At 61.4% G+C, this 18,033-nt stretch carries 14 protein-coding genes and 1 tRNA gene; 5 read left to right on the top strand and 10 right to left on the bottom strand.

The window, feature by feature from the left end:
• Positions 1-15: 15 nt before the first annotated feature.
• Together M2447_RS07615 and M2447_RS07610 are read left to right on the top strand one after the other, a co-directional pair.
• A complete protein-coding gene (locus tag M2447_RS07615) occupies positions 16-846 on the top strand; it encodes an ATP-binding cassette domain-containing protein (RefSeq protein WP_277558068.1) in 831 nt (276 codons plus the stop codon).
• A 53-nt stretch (positions 847-899) separates the two neighbouring features.
• Positions 900-1,895: an MlaD family protein gene (locus tag M2447_RS07610; protein WP_277558066.1), complete on the top strand. Its 996-nt coding sequence runs from the start codon at positions 900-902 to the stop codon at positions 1,893-1,895.
• Positions 1,896-1,994: 99 nt separating this feature from the next.
• On the opposite strand, the gene M2447_RS07605 is transcribed toward M2447_RS07610, so the two are convergent.
• Positions 1,995-2,080 (bottom strand) — tRNA-Leu (locus M2447_RS07605).
• The gene (locus M2447_RS07600) at positions 2,060-2,188 is read right to left on the bottom strand and encodes a hypothetical protein (RefSeq protein WP_277510678.1); all 129 of its coding nucleotides are present in this window, start codon (positions 2,186-2,188) and stop codon (positions 2,060-2,062) included. The genes M2447_RS07605 and M2447_RS07600 overlap by 21 nt, the downstream gene beginning before the upstream one ends.
• 220 nt (positions 2,189-2,408) lie before the next feature.
• On the opposite strand from M2447_RS07600, the gene M2447_RS07595 reads away from it, so the two are divergent.
• Positions 2,409-4,667: an RNB domain-containing ribonuclease gene (locus tag M2447_RS07595; RefSeq protein WP_277558064.1), complete on the top strand. Its 2,259-nt coding sequence runs from the start codon at positions 2,409-2,411 to the stop codon at positions 4,665-4,667.
• Positions 4,668-4,752: 85 nt separating this feature from the next.
• On the opposite strand, the gene M2447_RS07590 is transcribed toward M2447_RS07595, so the two are convergent.
• The 5 genes from M2447_RS07590 to M2447_RS07570 form a co-directional block, all read right to left on the bottom strand.
• Positions 4,753-7,212 (bottom strand): VCBS repeat-containing protein, encoded by a 2,460-nt coding sequence (locus tag M2447_RS07590; protein WP_277558063.1) that lies wholly within the window; start codon positions 7,210-7,212, stop codon positions 4,753-4,755.
• Between the two features lies 1 nt (position 7,213).
• The gene (locus tag M2447_RS07585) at positions 7,214-8,965 is read right to left on the bottom strand and encodes a hypothetical protein (RefSeq protein ID WP_277558062.1); all 1,752 of its coding nucleotides are present in this window, start codon (positions 8,963-8,965) and stop codon (positions 7,214-7,216) included.
• Positions 8,966-9,033: 68 nt separating this feature from the next.
• The gene (locus tag M2447_RS07580; RefSeq protein ID WP_277558060.1) at positions 9,034-10,791 is read right to left on the bottom strand and encodes a hypothetical protein; all 1,758 of its coding nucleotides are present in this window, start codon (positions 10,789-10,791) and stop codon (positions 9,034-9,036) included.
• A gap of 23 nt (positions 10,792-10,814) precedes the next feature.
• On the bottom strand, positions 10,815-11,894 hold the full coding sequence (locus tag M2447_RS07575; RefSeq protein ID WP_277558059.1) for a trypsin-like peptidase domain-containing protein: 1,080 nt from the start codon (positions 11,892-11,894) through the stop codon (positions 10,815-10,817).
• Between the two features lie 55 nt (positions 11,895-11,949).
• A complete protein-coding gene (locus M2447_RS07570) occupies positions 11,950-13,023 on the bottom strand; it encodes a 3-deoxy-D-arabino-heptulosonate 7-phosphate synthase (RefSeq protein WP_277558058.1) in 1,074 nt (357 codons plus the stop codon).
• Positions 13,024-13,147: 124 nt separating this feature from the next.
• On the opposite strand from M2447_RS07570, the gene deoC reads away from it, so the two are divergent.
• Positions 13,148-13,861, top strand: a complete 714-nt coding sequence (gene deoC, locus M2447_RS07565) for a deoxyribose-phosphate aldolase (RefSeq protein ID WP_277558056.1) — start codon at positions 13,148-13,150, stop codon at positions 13,859-13,861.
• 2 nt (positions 13,862-13,863) lie between these two features.
• A complete protein-coding gene (locus tag M2447_RS07560) occupies positions 13,864-14,901 on the top strand; it encodes a hypothetical protein (RefSeq protein ID WP_277558055.1) in 1,038 nt (345 codons plus the stop codon).
• Between the two features lie 38 nt (positions 14,902-14,939).
• On the opposite strand, the gene M2447_RS07555 is transcribed toward M2447_RS07560, so the two are convergent.
• The 3 genes from M2447_RS07555 to M2447_RS07545 are packed head-to-tail and all read right to left on the bottom strand — an operon-like array spanning position 14,940 to position 17,977.
• The gene (locus tag M2447_RS07555; RefSeq protein WP_277558054.1) at positions 14,940-15,839 is read right to left on the bottom strand and encodes a 4-deoxy-4-formamido-L-arabinose-phosphoundecaprenol deformylase; all 900 of its coding nucleotides are present in this window, start codon (positions 15,837-15,839) and stop codon (positions 14,940-14,942) included.
• Between the two features lie 43 nt (positions 15,840-15,882).
• A complete protein-coding gene (locus M2447_RS07550) occupies positions 15,883-16,929 on the bottom strand; it encodes a bifunctional UDP-4-keto-pentose/UDP-xylose synthase (protein WP_277558053.1) in 1,047 nt (348 codons plus the stop codon).
• Positions 16,930-16,969: 40 nt separating this feature from the next.
• On the bottom strand, positions 16,970-17,977 hold the full coding sequence (locus tag M2447_RS07545; RefSeq protein ID WP_277558052.1) for a formyltransferase: 1,008 nt from the start codon (positions 17,975-17,977) through the stop codon (positions 16,970-16,972).
• Positions 17,978-18,033: the final 56 nt, after the last annotated feature.

Genomic DNA, 18,033 nt, shown 5'->3' with positions numbered 1-18,033 from the left:
CCACGCATCCGCACGATGAAAAAAGAAATTCAAAAGGAACGCTTCCAATCCGAGCCGCACCAGCCCGCGAGCATCGGCCAGGCGCGCGCGCCCGTGGGCGTCGAAGTCTCCAACGTCTTCAAAAAATACGGCCCGCAAACCGTGCTCACCGACATCTCGCTAAAAGTCGAGCCCGGCGAAATCTTCACCATCATGGGTCCCTCCGGCTCCGGAAAAAGCGTGCTCCTGCGCCAGATCGCCGGACTCGAGCAGCCCACCTCCGGCACCATCCGCATCAACGGTCACGACCCCCACGACCCCGACACGCGCGACCGCTTCGCCATCGCGCTCGTCTTCCAGGCCGGCGCGCTCTTCAACTCGCTCTCCGTTTACGACAACCTCGCCCTCTACCCGCTCGAGCACCGCATCGGCACGCACGCGCAAATACGCGACCGCGTCATGCGCGCCCTCAAAATCCTCTCGCTCGAAAACGCCGTCAACAAGTCCCCCGCCGAACTCTCCGGCGGCATGAAAAAGCGCGTCGCCATCGCCCGCGCCCTCGTCATGGAACCGCAACTCCTCCTCTACGACGAACCCACCTCCGAGCTCGACCCGGTGATGAGCGCCACCATCAGCGAAATCATCGCCACGCTCAAGGAGCAGTATCAAGTCACGAGCATCGTCGTCTCGCACGACCGCGAACTCGCGCTCACCATCTCGAACCGCGTTGCGATCCTCATGCGCGGCGAACTCCTCTCGCTCACCACGCCCGGCGAACTCCAGCACACCGACAACCCGGAAATCGCCGACTTCATGCACCCGAAAATCGACCTCAAAAACCCGCGCTACAAAACCATGGGCGCGTGACGCGACCCGCCACTTTTCCACAACTCTAAACACCAAACGCAAACCAACTCACCATGAACCAAGCTCAAACAAACGCCCGCGTGGGCATCTTTTTTGTCCTCGGCATCGCGCTGCTCTGGATCACATTCCAGGCGCTGCACACCGGCAGCTTCAACGTGAAGGACGGCTACGAAGTCACCGCCCCCTTCAAATCAGTCCGCGAACTCAAAGTCGGCAACGAAGTGCGCATGGCCGGCGTGACCATCGGCGCCGTCACCGCGGTGCGCATCAACAACGGACGCGCCGAGGCTGTCCTCAGCATCAAGAAGGAAGTCCCCATCCACAAGGACTGCGTCGCCACCATCGCCACCTCCGGCCTCATCGGCTCGAACTATATCTCGCTCGACCTCGGCACCCCCGCCTCCGGCACCGTCGCGCCCGGCGACAGCCTCCGCACGCACGAAGTCCCCGACTTCAACAAAATCATGTCCGACCTCGGCGAACTCGGGGCCGACATCAAGGTCGCCGTCGGCAAAATCGGCGCCGCCTTCAGCGACAACCCCGACGGCACGCCCGGCCTCATCACCAACGTCAACAACCTCGTCAACGAAAACCGCGCCAACCTCAACGCCTCCATCGCGAACCTCAACGAAATCACCGAGAAAATCCGCGCCGGCGACGGCACCCTCGCCAAGCTCATCAACGACCCGGCGGCCTACGACCAGCTCCTCGCCGCGGTCACCGAAATCAAAAACGCCGCCACCGAGGCGAAGGGCTTCATCGGCGAAACGCAGACGATCATAGCCGACGTGAAAAGCGGCCGCGGCGCCATCGGCACGCTCATCTACGACGAGGCCACCGCGCAAAACCTGAAAGTCGCCGTCAAGAACATCAGCGACATCACGAACAAAATGAACAGCGACGAAAGCAGCTTCGGCCAGCTCATCACGAACGACAACCTCGTGCGCGACGCCAAGGCGACGTTGCGCAAAGTCGATCGCGCCATGGACGGCTTCGCCGACTCCGGCCCCATCACCGCCGTCGGCGTCGTCGCCAACGGCCTGTTCTAAAAAACCCGCGCCAAATCTTTTTTGCGAAACCCCGCGCGCCGGCTTGCCGTGGGATCGGGCGCCTGGGCGCGCCCGCGCGAAGCAACAACCCTTCCAAAATGGTGCCCGAGGCGGGACTCGAACCCGCACACCTTTTCAGGCAAGGGATTTTAAGTCCCCAGCGTCTACCATTCCGCCACTCGGGCAGCAGATGAAAAAAGCAGTAGCAGGATTGCTCCCGTTTTTGCCAGCATGAATGTTTGCGCGATACCCGGCAGCCGTTCGCTTTCGCGACAGGCCGGGAAGATTTTCATGGCAACAACGCATGAGAGGTGATTCCTTGCCTCCAACACCAATCTTTTGGAAACCCAAACGACATCTTCATCATGCGCCGCCCGTGGCGGACCAACCCCTCCCCATCCATTCGGGAGTGTTGGGCCGGAAAAAATTTGCCGGTGAATAACTGAACCATTCGCCCCCTCTTTTTCGCACTCCGCTTACGAAGCAGCCTGAAAATCCACATTCCGCATTTATATGAAACTTCGCGACCGCATACTCGCACATCTGCGCCAGCGCCATTACAGGCCGCAGGACATCAAGGCGCTCGGGCACTCGCTCGCGCTCAATAAAAAGGAGCGCAACTCGCTCAAATTTGAAATCCGCCAGCTCCTCTCCAAGGGCGGCATCGTTCACGTGCAGGGCGACCGCCTCGCGCTTGCGGGCGAGGACGACACGCGCACGGGCAAAATCATGTTCCGGCAGGGCGGCTCGGCGTTTGTCATTCTCGACCCGCTGCCCGGACGCGCCGGCGCGAACGCCATCGACGAACCCGCCATCCAAATCGCGCCCGAGGACACCGGCGTCGCGCTCCACGGCGACAAGGTGCTCGTAAAAATCTCCCCGCGAATGTCGCGCGCGCGCAACGGCCGCCCGCCCGAGCCGCAGGGCCGCGTCGCGTCGATCGTCGAGCGCGCCAGCAACACCGTCGTCGGCAACCTCGTGCGCATCCGCAACAAATTCTACGTCAACGTGGACGACCCGCGCTTCGTGCAGGACATCGCCGTCGGTGATCCCGCCGCGAGCCGCATCAAGCCCGTGCCCGGCCCCGGTGACAAGGTCGTCGTCGCACTCTCCGAATGGACCGCGCGCCACAAACCGCTCGAGGGCAAAATCACGCAATGCCTCGGAAAAACCTTCGAGCCGGGCGCGGAGCTCGCGGGCATTCTCATAAAACACCACCTCGACCCGAAGTTCCCCGCCGACGTCGAGCGCGAAGTCGCCGCGCTTCCCTCCGAGGTCGTCGCGACGCAACTTCCCGGACGCCTCGACTACCGCGACACGCCGACGTTCACCATCGACCCCGACGACGCGAAGGATTTCGACGACGCGCTCTCCATCGAGACGCTCGACAACGACGAGACGCGCGTCGGCATCCACATCGCCGACGTTTCCAACTACGTGCGCCCCGGCACCGCGCTCGATCGCGAGGCGCGGGGCCGGGGCAACTCCACCTACCTCGTCGGCACCGTCATTCCGATGCTGCCCCAAAAACTCTCCAACGGACTTTGCTCGCTCGTCGAGGGGCAGGACCGTCTCTGCAAGGCGGTCTTCCTCACCTTCGACAAAAAACTCCGCGTCACCAACACCACCTTTGCCAGCACAGTCATCCGCTCGCGCAAGCGCCTCACCTACAAACAGGCCTACGCGTTCATGTTTGAAAACAGCATTGCGAAAATCCGCGCGCTTCCCGTTCCGCCCGCGCACCAAACCGGCTCGACCGGGCGCGCGCTCAAGGAACTGACCGACCTCGAGCTCGTGGACTTGCAGCACTGGTTGCGCAGCCTCTGGAAAATCGCCGCCAAGCTCCGCCGCGAACGCATGGCGCGCGGTTCGCTCGACCTAGACATGCCCGAAACGAAAATTTTCGTTGATGAGAAAGGCTACGCCGACCGGCTCGAGCGCATCGAAAACGACGAAAGCCACCAGCTCATCGAGGAGTTCATGCTCGCCGCCAACGAGGCCGTCGCGCGCCTCACGCGCGCGCACAAGCTCGTTTCGCTCTACCGCGTGCACGACGAACCCGACGAGGACAAGCTCATCGAATACCAAAAGGTTCTCGCCACCGCCGGCGTCGAGGCCGGCGACCTCACGCAGCGCAAGGAAATCGTCAAGGTGCTCGCCGCCCTCGAAAAACACCCGCAGGGCTACGTGCTCCGCAGCCAGCTCTTGCGCAGCTTGAAAAAAGCCTGCTACCGCGCCACGCCCGACGGCCACTACGGGCTCGCGAAAAAGGACTACACGCACTTCACCTCGCCCATCCGCCGCTACTCCGACCTCGTCGTGCACCGCGTCCTCGCGTATTATCTCATCAAGCACGCCGGGCACCCCGTTCCCGCCGATTACAAATTCGGCTACAGCGCCGGCAGCATGGCCTCGCTCGGCGAGCACCTCAGCCTCACCGAAACCAACAGCGCCGAGGCCGAGCGTGAGAGCGTGAAGATCAAAACACTCGAATTTTTCGAGCGCGAACTCTCCAAGAAAAAGAAAACCAAGTTCGACGCGGTCATCACCGATGTGCGCGGCGCGGGTATCTTCATCGAGCTGACCGAGTCGATGAGCTTCGGCTTCATCAACAAGGACAGTTTTACGGGCGACATTTATTTCCCGAACGCGGGCAACACGGCTTTCGTCGGGCGCAAAACCAAGAAACACCTCAAGGTTGGCGAGCACATCACCGTCGTTGTGAAAAAAGTGGACCGCACCAAACGCCAGATGGATTTCGCGATGGCGTAGAAACCCCGGGCGCTGATCGGGGCATGCTCCGGCACGCCCGGCCAAAAAATTTCCCCCCGGCGCAATCCGCCGGCGTTTTGCGGCATCACTCTTGCGGATAGATGAGCAGGCGGTCGTGAACGAGGAGGAGGATTGATTTTTTGCCGTCGCCGGTGATGTCGGCGATCACGGTTTCGCGCGGCTCTAACTGCCCGCCGCGACGGCCCTGATAGTGCTGGTCGATTTCGAAAACCTTGAAGTGCATGACGCTGTCCCAGCGCATGCCGCCGGCGTCGCGGCGCAGGATTTCGAGAAGGTTTTTCGCGGGATCAACGCAAATGATTTCGGGCCGGCCGTCGCCAACGAGATCGCCGGCGATGATGTCGGCATAACTGATGCCGGGAAGGTCGGTGGTGTGCGTGGAAAGCGTGGAGGCGGCGAAGTCGCGCCGTCCCAGCGGGAGCCACCAGAAGCGGTCGCGCCCGAAAATGAACGCCTCGTTGGTGGAGGGAAGAACCTCGGCCCCCGTGACCTCGATTTTTCCGGCGGGGATCGTATCCACTATTTGATACAACCCGTCGCCGTCGGGACGCAGGATTTGGAATTGCTCGGATTTGCGATCGTAGAGAACCACTGTGATCCTGGGTTTTGGCCCCTGGGTTTTGGATTGGGACACCGTCGCGCCAAGGCCGGGTTTTTGCCAGTCGGAGGCGGTGACGGGCGAGGGCGCGTCGGGAATGGCAAGGACTGCGGCGACCTCGGTGTTGGGATCGCGGGCATTGAATTGCTCGATAACTTGAAGGCCGCCGGAGGCGTCGAGCCGGAGTGCGCGGGCAAACCCGGAATGAGCGGTGACTAGCTCGTGTTTGCCGTCGCCGTCGATATCGCCAAGCGTGAGCGCGGAGGATTCGAGTTTGTCCACAAGGCTGCGGCGGAACCCGGAGTCGGCGCTGGCCTCGGTGAATTCGAGGCCGTCTCCCTGCACGTAGAGGCGCATGGCGTCGAGCGGAGTGAATACGGCGATGTCGAGCTTGCCGTCCTGGTTGGCGTCGAGGAGGCGGAGCGCGCGCGGGTCGGTCTTGAGGTTGGTGATCGGGATGGTGTGCTCGAGTTTGGCTGTGTCGCCGTCGCGCGACCAGAGTTCGATGGAACGCTTGCCTTTGTTCTCAAGAAGAACGGCCAGAAGTTTTTGCCCAAGACCGTCGAAATCACCGTAGGCAACGTCGAGGGGGCGCCCGGTAACGGGAAGCGGCTTGGGATACTCGAAGCGTCCGTCAATGTGGCGGGAAACGCCGACGGCCTGTTCCTTGGGACTGCCGATGAAGAGCGCGTCGCGGCCTTCGTCATACCAATCGCCCGCGGCGAGGGCGCGCGCGTCGGAAAAAACGGGTGATTTTTTTGCCGTGGTGAAACCGCCGTCGGGCTGGCGCGCATAGAGATAAATTTGCGCGGCGTCGGGATCGGAAACGACGATGTCGGGGCCGGAAAAACGCGAGGATGTTTTTTGGGGAAGCGAGGCGCGGGGTTTGGGCTCGGCGGTGAAATTGCCGATGGCGTAGGCGGCGGGGGTTTTTGCGCCGGGACGGGGGCTGAAGATGCGGGGATTGAGGGAAGGAAGCGGCGTGGCGCCCGGCTGGAACCCGACGGTCCCGGAGGAGGCGTCGCCAGGCTTGAGGGTGAATTCCTCCAGCTGGCCGGTGCCGTCTTGCGCAAAGGCAAAGATGGCGTGGCGGCCGGTTTTGGCGTCGGCTTGTTGCAGGATTTGCAGCGTGCAGCGGGAGTGCTTGATTTCGTAGGAAAGCTCGGGGCCAAACTGGCGAGACGGAGTTTGGAGGCGGACGCGAACTGTCTGGCGCGCGCCGTTGCAGAGGTAAACAAGGTCCGCGAGCCCGTCGCCATCGACATCGCAAACCTCGAGGCCGTAGCAGTTGTTGTCGGGAAGAGTGTAGCGCTCGGGCGCGGCGAGGGCGCCGCCGTCCGTTTGATAAAAAACGGCGAGTTCGTTTTTGCCGAGCATGGCGAGATCGGCGCGACCGTCGCCGTCGAGGTCGGCGATTTTGAGCGAACCGACAAGCTGGTTGGGCGCGGGGGCCTCGGGGATTTTTTTCTCAACCCACGAGCCATCGGCTTGCTGGAGGCGGAGCGTGAGCGCCTGGGGCGAGCCGGTGTGAACGAGGTCGGGAAGTTTGTCGCCGTTGAGGTCGCCGGCGCAGAGGTCGAACATGACGACACCGGTGGTGATGGTGGCCTTGCGGAAGCGGGCGTCCTCGACAACGGGCTCCCAGCGATTGGGGCTGAGCGAGGCGGGAACGCGGGGAGGCGGCTCGCCGGGCTTGAGCTGGTAAAGGAGTTCGATGGTGGAGCGGTCGTTGTTCGCGACGGCGATGTCGGGCAGGCCGTCGCCGTTGAGGTCGGCGACTTGAAGCGAGCGCGTGCCCCAGTCGAGTTTCACAACCTCGGGGCCGGTGAGCGCGAGCGGAGATTGCGCTGAAAGGGCTGAAGGACTGAAGGGCTGAAGGACTGAAAGTGAAAAGAGGAGGAGTATGATGCGGAGGCGCGGGATCATTTTAATTGCGTGTGATTTTTGTCCTGAAGTAGGTGCCGTCGTTTTTGCGATAGAAATAGTTGTAAACTTGGTAGTCTTTCAGGGAGTCAAAGGAAGGACTTGGCAGGCGGGGAGCCGGTGTGTTTGCGCGCCCGGGGTCGGCGGGCCGGGTTTCGATGGCCGCGCGCTGCACGGCGGTGCCCGCGGGAACAAACCAAAGGCGGGCCATGTCGCGCAGGGAATAACGGGAAATGCCGCAGAGATTGCCGGGCATGGTGTCCGCCATTTCAACGAACCGGGGGTCCGTCCAAACCGATGCGCTTTGACCGGCCCAGCAACGCACGGCTTGATCGATGCCGCCCGTGCCGCCGGCCGCCAAAAAATAGTTGCGAACAATCGCATACTCGAACCTCGAGCCGGGATAGTTGGTTCCGTTGGACACACTGCGAATGGTGATATCGCCGAGCTGGCGCGTTTTTTCGGGAAGGCCGCCGGCCACGATAAGTTTCCCGAGGGCGGCGGTGAAGGCTTCCGGCTTTTTCAATGGAAAGGCGAGGAACATGCTGGTTTCCCTGCTGTTTTTCGCGGGCGGAAACATGCCCGTGATCATGCAGCCGTCGATATTGACCAGCAAATCGTTTTCCAGATTAACGCCCATGTTTTGATTGAGGTTGTTGATTTGCGCATCAATCAGCGCGCCGACAAAAGGGGCGATTTGCTGGACGGATGCCTTTACCGTGGCGAAGGTGCCGGCGGCGTCGAAGTTGGATATGGAGACGCTGGAAAGGGTTTGGGGAAGGAAGGGCGGACGGGGAAGCGAACCGGCTTTGGGCGCGAGCAGCCGCAGCAAGCCGTGGGGATTGTCGTGGGTGCAGGCTCCCGCGATTTGCATTTCATTGTTATCGAGAATAACCCCGAAAAAGGCGTCGCCGAATGCGTCGATGCCGAGCGCCGATTCGATGGCGTCCATGCTGATCACGGCGCTTTCCGGGTTCTTAGCGAGTTGTTCGCTCGCAGCTTTTTTGACGGTGGCGAAAAGCGACTTGATATTGGCGGCGTATGCGATCTGGGCCATGCCAATCGTGCCCATCATGCGGCTGTGCCGCGCCGACATGGCGAACGAGATGGTTTTGCCGATCCGTTTGACCCGGTCGATGGAGGCGTGAAGGTGCTCGCGGTTGCAGGAGGCGATCAGGGTGCTGTCAAGGACGGTCCAGTAGATCGTGATGCTTTCGCCGCCGGAAGGTTGCGGCACAACTTCGATGTTGATTGGCAGACCGAAATAATCCTCGACGCGGCGTTCCCATTTTCCTTCGGCCAGCATCGTGGAAATTTGCTTTTCGGTTTCGCGAGCCCCGGTCCCGAGATCCAGCGCGACAATCAAAGAGCCGAGAAACATTTCGGGTGATGTAAAGTTGGTGTCCGCAAGGGCGACAATGGCGTTGGGCGCGAGTTTCGAGACCTGTTTTATAATGGCGGTGATTTCATCCATGCCGCCGGCGTCGGGGGGAAGCGATGCGATGCCGCGCAGCGCGTTCATTTGGTCGTTGAACTGGCTGAGTTCGGGATCGTTGATCAAGGCGGCGATCGGAGTTTTCTCCCAGAGGCGGAGGATTTCCGGAATGTCGCGCAGCATGATGATAACCGGCGCGTTTTCATCCGGGACTTCGGCGAGGTTGGCGGCGCGGACCGGCGCGGAGGCCAGGCAGGCGGCCGCACCAAGCGCCAGCGCGCACAGGGCGGACCGGAGGGAACTGGGGATTATTGATGTCATGTCGAAGATTTTCGGGCATTCAGGCGCGCGTTCGCCTCCGGGCTGCCGCCGTGCTTTTTGGCCGCGGATTACTTTTTATAAAACATCTTTGACGTGAAGTAGAGTCCGTCGGATTCGGAGGTCATCCAGCCGTAACTGTTACCGAAATGTTTTTCAAAAAACTCGACGCCGGGCGTGGCGGAGGAATCCAGGTATTCGCTCAACTGCGGCAGCGCCGCGAAGGCGTCGCAAAGCAGGCGGAAGGTGAAGGCGGTGTTTTGCACGCTGAAGGAGACCGTGTCGGCGGGCGCGGCGGCGAAGTTTTCGCGCACGTCGTTTCGCTCGGCGAGGGGCGCGGTGGTGCCGTTGGCGAGGTTTTGCACGAGGAACTCAACAATCGTGGGCGAGCCGATTCCGACGACGAGCTGGTTTCGCGCAATCGTGTAGCTGACTTGCTTGGCGCCCGTGTTGATCGTGGTGATTGTGTTGCCGAGGTATTCGCGCTGGACGAGCATGGGATGGTTTTCGAGGCCGGTGGAGCGCTTGAGGGTTTCGATCGCGTTCTGGAATGTGCGCGCGTCCTTGAGCGAGATCACATAGAGGACGCCGATTTTTTCGCTGAAGCCGGTGTCGTTGGCCGTCACGCCGGCGGGGAGGATGTTGGCGCTCACGATTTGCTCGCCGAGGGTTTCGACGAGGTCGCGCTTGATGTCGATGCCGAGGCGTTGCTTGGCGCTTTCGAGCTGGCCCTGAATCATCATCGAGACGCCGGGGTTGACGGCCTCGAGGAGTTGCTCAAGCGCGGTGAACGCCCGCGGGATGCTGTAGTTGACAACACTGACCGTCGGCCAGTCGGCGGAGGCGTATTCGGGGATTTTCACGGCACCGTCGCCGAATGTGAGCAGGCTCAGAAGGCCGCGGCGCTCGGTGTAAGTGATGGCACCGCTCGCGGTGACGTTGTCGGTGCCGTAATTGGCCCCGAAATAAATATCCTTGAGCGCATTGAAGCCGAGGACGGACGCGAGGGTTGTGTAATCAACATAAGCGGCGTCGCGACCGCCGGAGGCCGCTTTTTTTGCAAAGGCGGCGTTGATCGCGGGGTAGATCGCCTGGAAGTTCACCGCATACATGACTTGCGCGTCGCCGGTTCTCTGACGCATGCGCAGGTAACGCTCGGATTTGCCGAAGGCGTTTTCCGCGCCGCCGTTTTTGATGGCATCGATGGTCGAGATGACCGCGGCCTTCGAGGGGCTGAGCAGGAATGTCTTGTCGACAATGGCCCAGGCGGTGTTTTCGGCACCGTCGGCTTTGCCGGTGTTTTTGATGATGTTGATGGTGACGCCCGCGTAGTCCTCGGAGTCTGTTGCGCGCGACGCACTTTTTTCGGAAACAAGCGTGGCGATGAGTTTTTCGACCCTGGCTTTGTTGTCACCGATTTCCGCGGCGATGATCAGGGGGACGTCCTCGTTGGAAATCTTGTCGATGTTCGCGGGCATGCTTTTGAGTGCGATGAGATAGTCGCCCTGGACGAGACCCAAAAGCTCCTCGATCGTGAGGCCGGTTTTGGCTTTCACTTTCTCGTCCCATTCCTCGCTTTTCAATTTGGCGTGGAGCGGCGCGAGGAAGCGCTTGATTTGATCGTCGTTCCACATTTCGAGCCACGGGCCGTCCTTGCAGGACTTCACTATTTTGGGGGCGTCGTGCGCGATCATGACAAAGGCCGCGTCCTCGCCCACAAGGTTGATGAGCGGCGTGGATGCGACCGCCGTCATGCGGAAGGCGGAGAGAACAAAACCGCAGGCGACGAGAAGGACGATGCGGAAGGCGGAGGTGGATGTTTTTTTCATGCGGTTTGGATTTGGAATGGTGCTCACTGTTCAGGGTTGGCGGTGCCGCCGGTCTTAAGGATGCGCGGGGGCTCCAGGTAACGATAGCCTGAGTTGGGATTACGGGCGTCGAAGGCGTAGGCGTCGCGGTTGCGGAGGAAGTTTTTGAGGACGGCGGCGGGAATCGAGAAGCCGAGCCCCTCGACACCGGTGATCATGGGTTTCATGTTGTTCACGCCAACCACTTCGCCTTGGAGGTTGAAGAGCGGGCCTCCGGAATTGCCGGGATTAATTTGCGTGGTGGTCTGGATGTAGAGCTGGCCGCCGAGGGGGCGGTTGCGGCTGCTGACGATGCCCTGCGAGACGGTGCGGTCGAGCCCGAGCGGGCTTCCGATGGCGAAGACAGTCTGGCCTTCATTGAGGGTGTTGGAATCGCCGAGGGGAAGCGCGGGGAGCGTCACGGCGGCGGAGAGGTCCTCTATTTTGAGAAGGGCGAGGTCGAGTCGCGGGTCGAGCGCGACTATGCGGATTTTATGATAAACGACTTTTTCGAGTTCGTTGCGTCCGCTGCGGAAGAGTGTGACGGAGATGTTGTATTCGCCGGCGATGACGTGCTGGTTGGTGACAATGTAGCCGGCGGGATCGATGATGAAACCGGAGCCGAGCCCCGTGGGCGTGCGGATTTGCACAACGGCTTCGCCGACGCGGGAGACGTTTTCCTTGACGGTGAGGGCGGGCTGGTTGGGCGCGGTGCGGAAAAGCGCGGAGTCGCCGGTTTCGGTTTCTGCGTTGTCGGAAAAATCCCCCGCGGCCTCGGTGGTGACGCTGTCAATGTCGTCCCGGGGAATCGCGACAACATCAAATCCGAGATCGACGATGACCCGGTCCGCGCGCTCGGCAATAATGTCGCCCTGGATGGCGGAGCCGTTCTTGAGCCTGACGCGCCCTAGCGAAAAAGCTGACGGACGCGGCGGCGCAAAAACCGCCTTGCTTGAAGTGGCGGCCCGGGGCGCCGATTCCGCCGCGCTTTCCTCCAAGGCAACAGGAGCGCAAAAGCCGGCTGGCTGGAGCGCGGAAACGGCGAGTGCCGCGAGGACGGGCGCGGAGAGTTTTCGGAAAATCATAAAGATCGGTCGGGCCCGGTTGATCAAACTGACCGGCCGGATTGGGCGTGTTTTTTTATTTTGCTGATGAAATCCCCTCGGGCGCGTGAGCGCGGGCTTCGCGGCGCGCGGCCCAAAGCTGGCGGGCCTCGCGGATGGTGTAAGCGAGCACTTCCGGCGTGAGCGCCTGCTTGGGATCGTCGCCTATGCCCTTGCTGGGCGAGACGTGCGATTCGATGCAAAGCCCGTCGGCCCCATAGGCGACGGCGGCGAGCGCGCAGGCGGGCACATAGGCGGCCTTGCCGACGGAATGCGAGGGATCGACCACGACGGGCGCCCAGGTTTTCTCCTTGAGCAGGGGCGTGATGGATTCGTCGGGATGATTGCGGTAGCCGTCGATGGCGGGCGAGGTGCCGCGCGGGCAAAGCAGGATGTTGGGGTTGCCAAAGGCGGCAATATACTCGGCGGCGGAAATGAACTCGTTGAGCGGCCCCATGTGGATGGAGCGCTTGAGGAGCACGACGGTCGAGGGGCGGCTGGCAACGGCGCCGCCGATGGCGCGGAGGAGCGAGTAGTTGAGGGCGTTGCGCGCGCCGACTTGGAGCATGTGCACGCCGGCCTCAATGGCCAGGTGGAGCTGGTGTTCGTCCATCACCTCGGCATCGACGGGAAGCCCGGTGCGGCGGTGCGCCTCCATGAGGATGTCGAGCGACTTGTTGTCGCCCTGGAACGAGTAGGGATTGGTGCGCGGTTTCCAAACGCCGCCGCGGATGGAGTTGGCGCCGGCTTCCTTCACGGCGTGGGCGGTTTCGTAAAAGTAATTCGGGTTCTTGGGATCGATGGTGCACTGGCCCGCGATGACGAGCAGATCCTCGCCGATGGTGAGGTTGCCGACCTTGATCTTGTTGCCCGAAAGCGAGGAGCGCCGGTCCATGAGCTTGTAGGGCGACTGCATCTTGTCCACGCGCTCAATGTAGGGAAGCCCCTCGAGGCGGTTGGTCATGAGCTCGTCGCGCTCATCCCCCACGATGGCATAAATATTGCGCACGGCTCCTATGATGGGCTGAATGCGGCAGCCAAAGGGCTCGACGATTGCGGATATCTCGGCGAGTTGTTCGGGCGACAGACGTGCGGGTTTCGGAATAATCATGGTTGTAAAATAAATGTGCAGCGTAGGCGGGCGGGGCGCGTGCGTAAAGCTGGAGTTGCGATTAATGGGCAAAAAGGTTCAATCGGGCGCAATCCAACAAACAAACCCGCTTTTCCCATTTCCCATGAGCCTGACTCCCGCCGAATTTGCCGCCACGCTCGACTCCACCAACCTTCGCCTCGACGCCACCGAGGCCGACATCGAGGCGCTTTGCCGAGAGGCCGTCGAGGGCGGGTTTGCCTGCGTGATGATTTACCCGACAAGCGTGCCGCTCGCGGCGCGCGTGCTCGCGGGCTCCAAAATGCGAATCGGCACGGTGGTCGGTTTTCCGAGCGGACGCTTCACCACGGCCGCAAAGGAGGCCGAAATCAACGCGATGGCGCGGGCGGGCGCGCACGAGGTGGACATTGTGATGGACTACGCGGCATTGCGCGCGGGCCGCGGCCCGGACGTGCTGGCGGAGCTGGTCGAGCTGACGCGCGTCGCGCATGGCAACGGACAATTAATCAAGGTGATCACGGAAAACTGCTTCCTCACGGAAACACAAATGCTTGAGGCGCTGAAAATGTGCGAGGATGCCGGCGCGGATTTCATCAAAACATCCACCGGGTTCGGCTCCGCGGGCGCGAAACGCGAACAGATCGAACTGTGGGCAAAAAACCGACGCGACCTGAACGGCTGGCAGATCAAATTGAAGGCGGCGGGCGGTATCAAAACGCTAACGGACGCCCTCGCCCTGATCGAGGCGGGCGCGTCACGACTCGGCACCTCAAACGCGGGCGCGCTGCTCACCGAGTTCAAGGGCGGCGCGGCGGCAAAGGCGCCGGGCGCGTATTGATCGTGAACGCCGCGGGCATGGCTTCGGCGGAAAAAGACGAGGGATCGGGCAACGCACACGCGCGCGGCCTCGGAATTTTTGCGCGCGCGATGTGCGTATCCATTTTGTTGATACACGCCGGCTGTTCGCGCGCGCCGGCTCCGGCTGCGACTGCCGCGGGCGGCCAATTCACATCGGCGGAGATCGTGCGCGCCGGCAAACTCGCCAACCCGAAAATCAACGAGGCAAGCGGGCTGGCGGCGTCGCGAAAAACAAACGGCGTGCTCTGGACGCACAACGACAGCGGCAACGATCCCGTGCTCTATGCGATCGGAACCGACGGCCGTTTTCTCGGCTCAGTCTGGCTCGCGGGCGCGGACAACATCGACTGGGAGGACATGGCCTCGTTCACAATCGACGGACGCGCCTATCTGCTCGTGGCCGACACGGGCGACAACAACGCGAGGCGAAAAAATTGCAGCCTCTACGTGATCGAGGAACCGAACATCGCGCAACTTTCCCCGGCAAAAGAACTCGTGGTGCAAGTGGCGTGGAACGTGCCGATCTTGTATCCCGACAAACCGCACGACTGCGAGGCGGTGGCGGTCGATCCGGGCGCAAAAGGCGACGGAAGTGACGGAAAAATCTACCTGCTGACAAAACGCGAGGCACCGAACCGCCTGTTCTCCGTGCCGCTAAAACCGGAGGCCGCAGGCGTGCCGCAAATTGCGTGGGAGTTGGGAAAAATCGCCCTGTTGCCCCAAACATCGTCCGTGCAAAACCTGCTGCCCGTGCCGACGGGACGCTTCCGCGGACAACCGACCGGAATGGATTTTTCGCCCGACGGACGCTCGGCGGTCGTGCTGACCTACGGCAACGTGCTTTTATATGCGCGACGCGAAGGCGAAAGCTGGTTCTCCGCGCTCGTGCGCAACCCGGTCGTGCTGCCCCCGCACAAACTCGGCCAGGCCGAGGCCGCGTGTTTTTCGAGCGACGGAAAAACCATCTTCGTAACCGAGGAGAATAAAAACGCGGCGCTTCTTCGGTATGATTTAAAATAAGCTGGCCGAGAAACCAGTAACCGGCCACCGCGACCTCGCTATTCACCCTCCGTCGCGACGAACCCCGAGCGCCCGTCGATCTCGGCCATGACGATGTCGCGCACGGGAATCGCCCCGCGGGTTTTGAGCAACTCGCGCGCGCAATCGTCGAGGCGGACAAACTCCACGCCCGCCTCGCGGCAGGCCTCGAGCAGCGCGCGAAAAAGCGGCGCCTTCATCATGCCCTCGATCTCGGCGTGCAGCGTGAACACATTCAACGCATCCTCGCGCAACAAACTCATGTAATGCGCCACGATCTTGTCGTCGGGAAACTCAGGACGCCCCAGCAACTCGTCGAACGTCGGCAGCGTGCTCGGGATTTCGAGCGTGTTAAAAACACGCCCGTCGATGCGCGGGAAAAACGGCGCGCGCCCACGCGTGTCGCTTGAGTAAAGCAAGTCCGCCTCGTCGTAAACCTGGCGCGCGTTCACGCACGTCTGCCAGCCCGGCGCGCCCGCGGTGGGCGCGCGCGTGCCAAAAATGCGCTCGTATTCCGCAAGCGCGGCGCCGAACTCCGCGCGCACCTTTTCGAGCGGCATGGTGCGCACGTAATCCTGCCAGCGAAAATGGTCGTTGCAATGGATGCCCGTCTCGAACCCCGCCTCGCGCACCGCGCGCATGATGCCCGCGTGTTTTTTCCCGATATGCGGCGCGGGCAGCAACGTGCCGTTAAGCAGCGTCCGCACGCCATACATGCTCACGACGGACGTGCGGCTGACCTTCTTAAAAAAACCCGGGCGAAACACCCGCCTGATCGCCTTGCCCGTGTTGTCCGGCCCGAGTGAAAACAAAAAACACGCCGGCGCTTCAAACTCGCGCAACAGCGCAACCAGCGCCGGCACGCCGACACGCGTCCCGCGTTCCGTATCAACATCAATTTTCAGGGCGAGTTTGGGCATGCGAAATTTTTATGACACGACTCTGTAGAGCCACACTTCCAACTCAATTTTGCGCGCCGAGGTCGTGGTCTTTTTGGGCGAGGTGGTAGTCGAGGGTCAGGCGGATCGCCGTGGCGAGGTCGGTTTTGGGTTCCCAGCCGAGGGCTTCCTTCGCCGCATTGATCGAGGGAACGCGCGTCTGGATGTCCTGATAATGTTTGCCGAAATATTCGCCGGATGAAACCACTTCGATTTTTGCATGATCGGCGTGCTCTCGCCAGGCGGGGTATTCGCGGAAGATTTCGATCACGATTTTTGCGAGGTCGGCGACACTGACGTTGTTGGCCGGGTTGCCGATATTGAAAATGCGACGCGAGGCGGCTCCGTTTTTGTTTTCAATGATGCGCATCAGGCAGTCCACACCGTCGTCGATGTAGGTGAACGAGCGACTTTGCGCGCCGCCGTCGACGAGCTGGAGCGGTTTCTTAAAAATCACGTTGCTGATGAACTGCGTGAAAAGGCGCGAGCTGCCTTCCTTCGCTTCGAAAACGTTGTCGAGTTTCGGGCCGATCCAGTTGAAGGGGCGGAAGAGCGTGTAGTCGAGGTTTTCGTGGATGCCGTAGGCGTAGATGACGCGGTCGAGGAGTTGTTTCGAGCAGGCGTAGATCCAGCGCTGCTTGTCGATGGGGCCGTAAACGGGATTCGTGGTCGTTTCGTCGAGCACGGCGTCGGGGCTCATGCCGTAAACCTCGGAGGTCGAGGGGAAGAGGACGCGCTTTTTGTATTTAACACATTTGCGCACAATTTCGAGGTTGGCCTCGAAATCGAGCTCGAACACGCGCAGCGGCGCGATCACGTATTGCTTCGGGTTCGCGATGGCGACGAGCGGGATGACGACGTCGCATTTTTTCACGTGATACTCGATCCACTCGCGGTTGATGGTGATGTCGCCCTCGACGAATTTGAATCGCGGGTTGCCGAGGCTGCCGATGAGTTTGTTGTCGCCGATATCCATGCCGTAAACCTCCCAGTCTTTTTGCTGGAGGATCGCGGCGGTGAGGCAGCTTCCGATAAATCCGTTGGCACCGAGGATGAGGACTTTGAGTGGCATGATGGGAAAGTAAGGCAAGGGCGGCGGGCGGGCGAGCCTGTTATAAGATTTGTCCGATTTGCAACGGGGCCGCGGGCGCGCCCCGCCATTCGGTGCGGGTGAGCTCAAGCGCGCCGTCGGCGGTGGCGACGATGAGCGGTGAGAGTGAAAGGATTTCGCCGGGCGCGGCGCGGCGCGGCGCGGCGATTTGCTCGGCCCACCAGACCATGAGGCGAGCTGGAGCGGAGGGGTTCGGATTCACGGGCTGGAAGCCCGTGCCTCGCAAGCCGGGCGTCGCAAGCGACACCCCTACGGGTGGGACATCCGTGAACGCGCCGGGGTAGGGATCGGTGACGGCGCGGATTAGGTTGAAGATTTGCGCGCTTGTATCCGTCCATTGAATACGTCCGTCCCCGGGTTTTCGTCCGCCGAAATAGGTCGCTTGCGATTCGTCCTGCGGCGTGGCCTGGGCAGTGCCTGCGAGGAGCGCGTCGATTTGGCGGGAGAGAATGGCGCGCGCGCAAGGGAGGACTTTGCGGAAAGCCTGTTCGGCGGTGTCACGCGGGGCGATGTCAACGCCCTGCTGGTCAACAATGTCGCCCGCATCGGCGCGCCTGACCATTTTGTGAAGCGTCATGCCAATGCGCGGCTCGCCATTGAGAACGGCCCAGTTGATCGGGGCGCGTCCGCGGTATTTGGGAAGGAGCGAGCCGTGCATGTTGAACGCGCCGAGTCGCGGAAGCGCGAGAGTGCGCTCGCTGATCATATTGCGATAATAAACGGAAAGGATCAGGTCGGGCCGGATTTCGTCGCATATGCGCGCAAACCATTCGGGCGTGTTGATGGAAGCGGGAGCAAAAATGGGAATGGCGGGGAATGCGGAATGCGGATTGCGGATTGCGGAATTATACTCGCGAACGGCAACAGCGGGTGTCTTGAACCAGATTTTTTCGGCCGGGTTGTCCTCGTGTGTGATGAGAGCAACGACGTTGTCGCCACGGGAGAGCAGAAGCGAAAGGCACTCGTAGCCGACTTCGCTGTAACCGAGAAAGAGAATGCGGGGCTTCATGGGAGAAATTCCAAATTCCAGTGATCAGATGCCAACGAAATTCCAATTATCAATGC

The sequence above is a fragment of the Ereboglobus sp. PH5-10 genome (assembly GCF_029504735.1).
Taxonomy (GTDB): Bacteria; Verrucomicrobiota; Verrucomicrobiia; order Opitutales; family Opitutaceae; genus Ereboglobus.
This window is presented reverse-complemented; position numbering and strand designations above follow the sequence as displayed.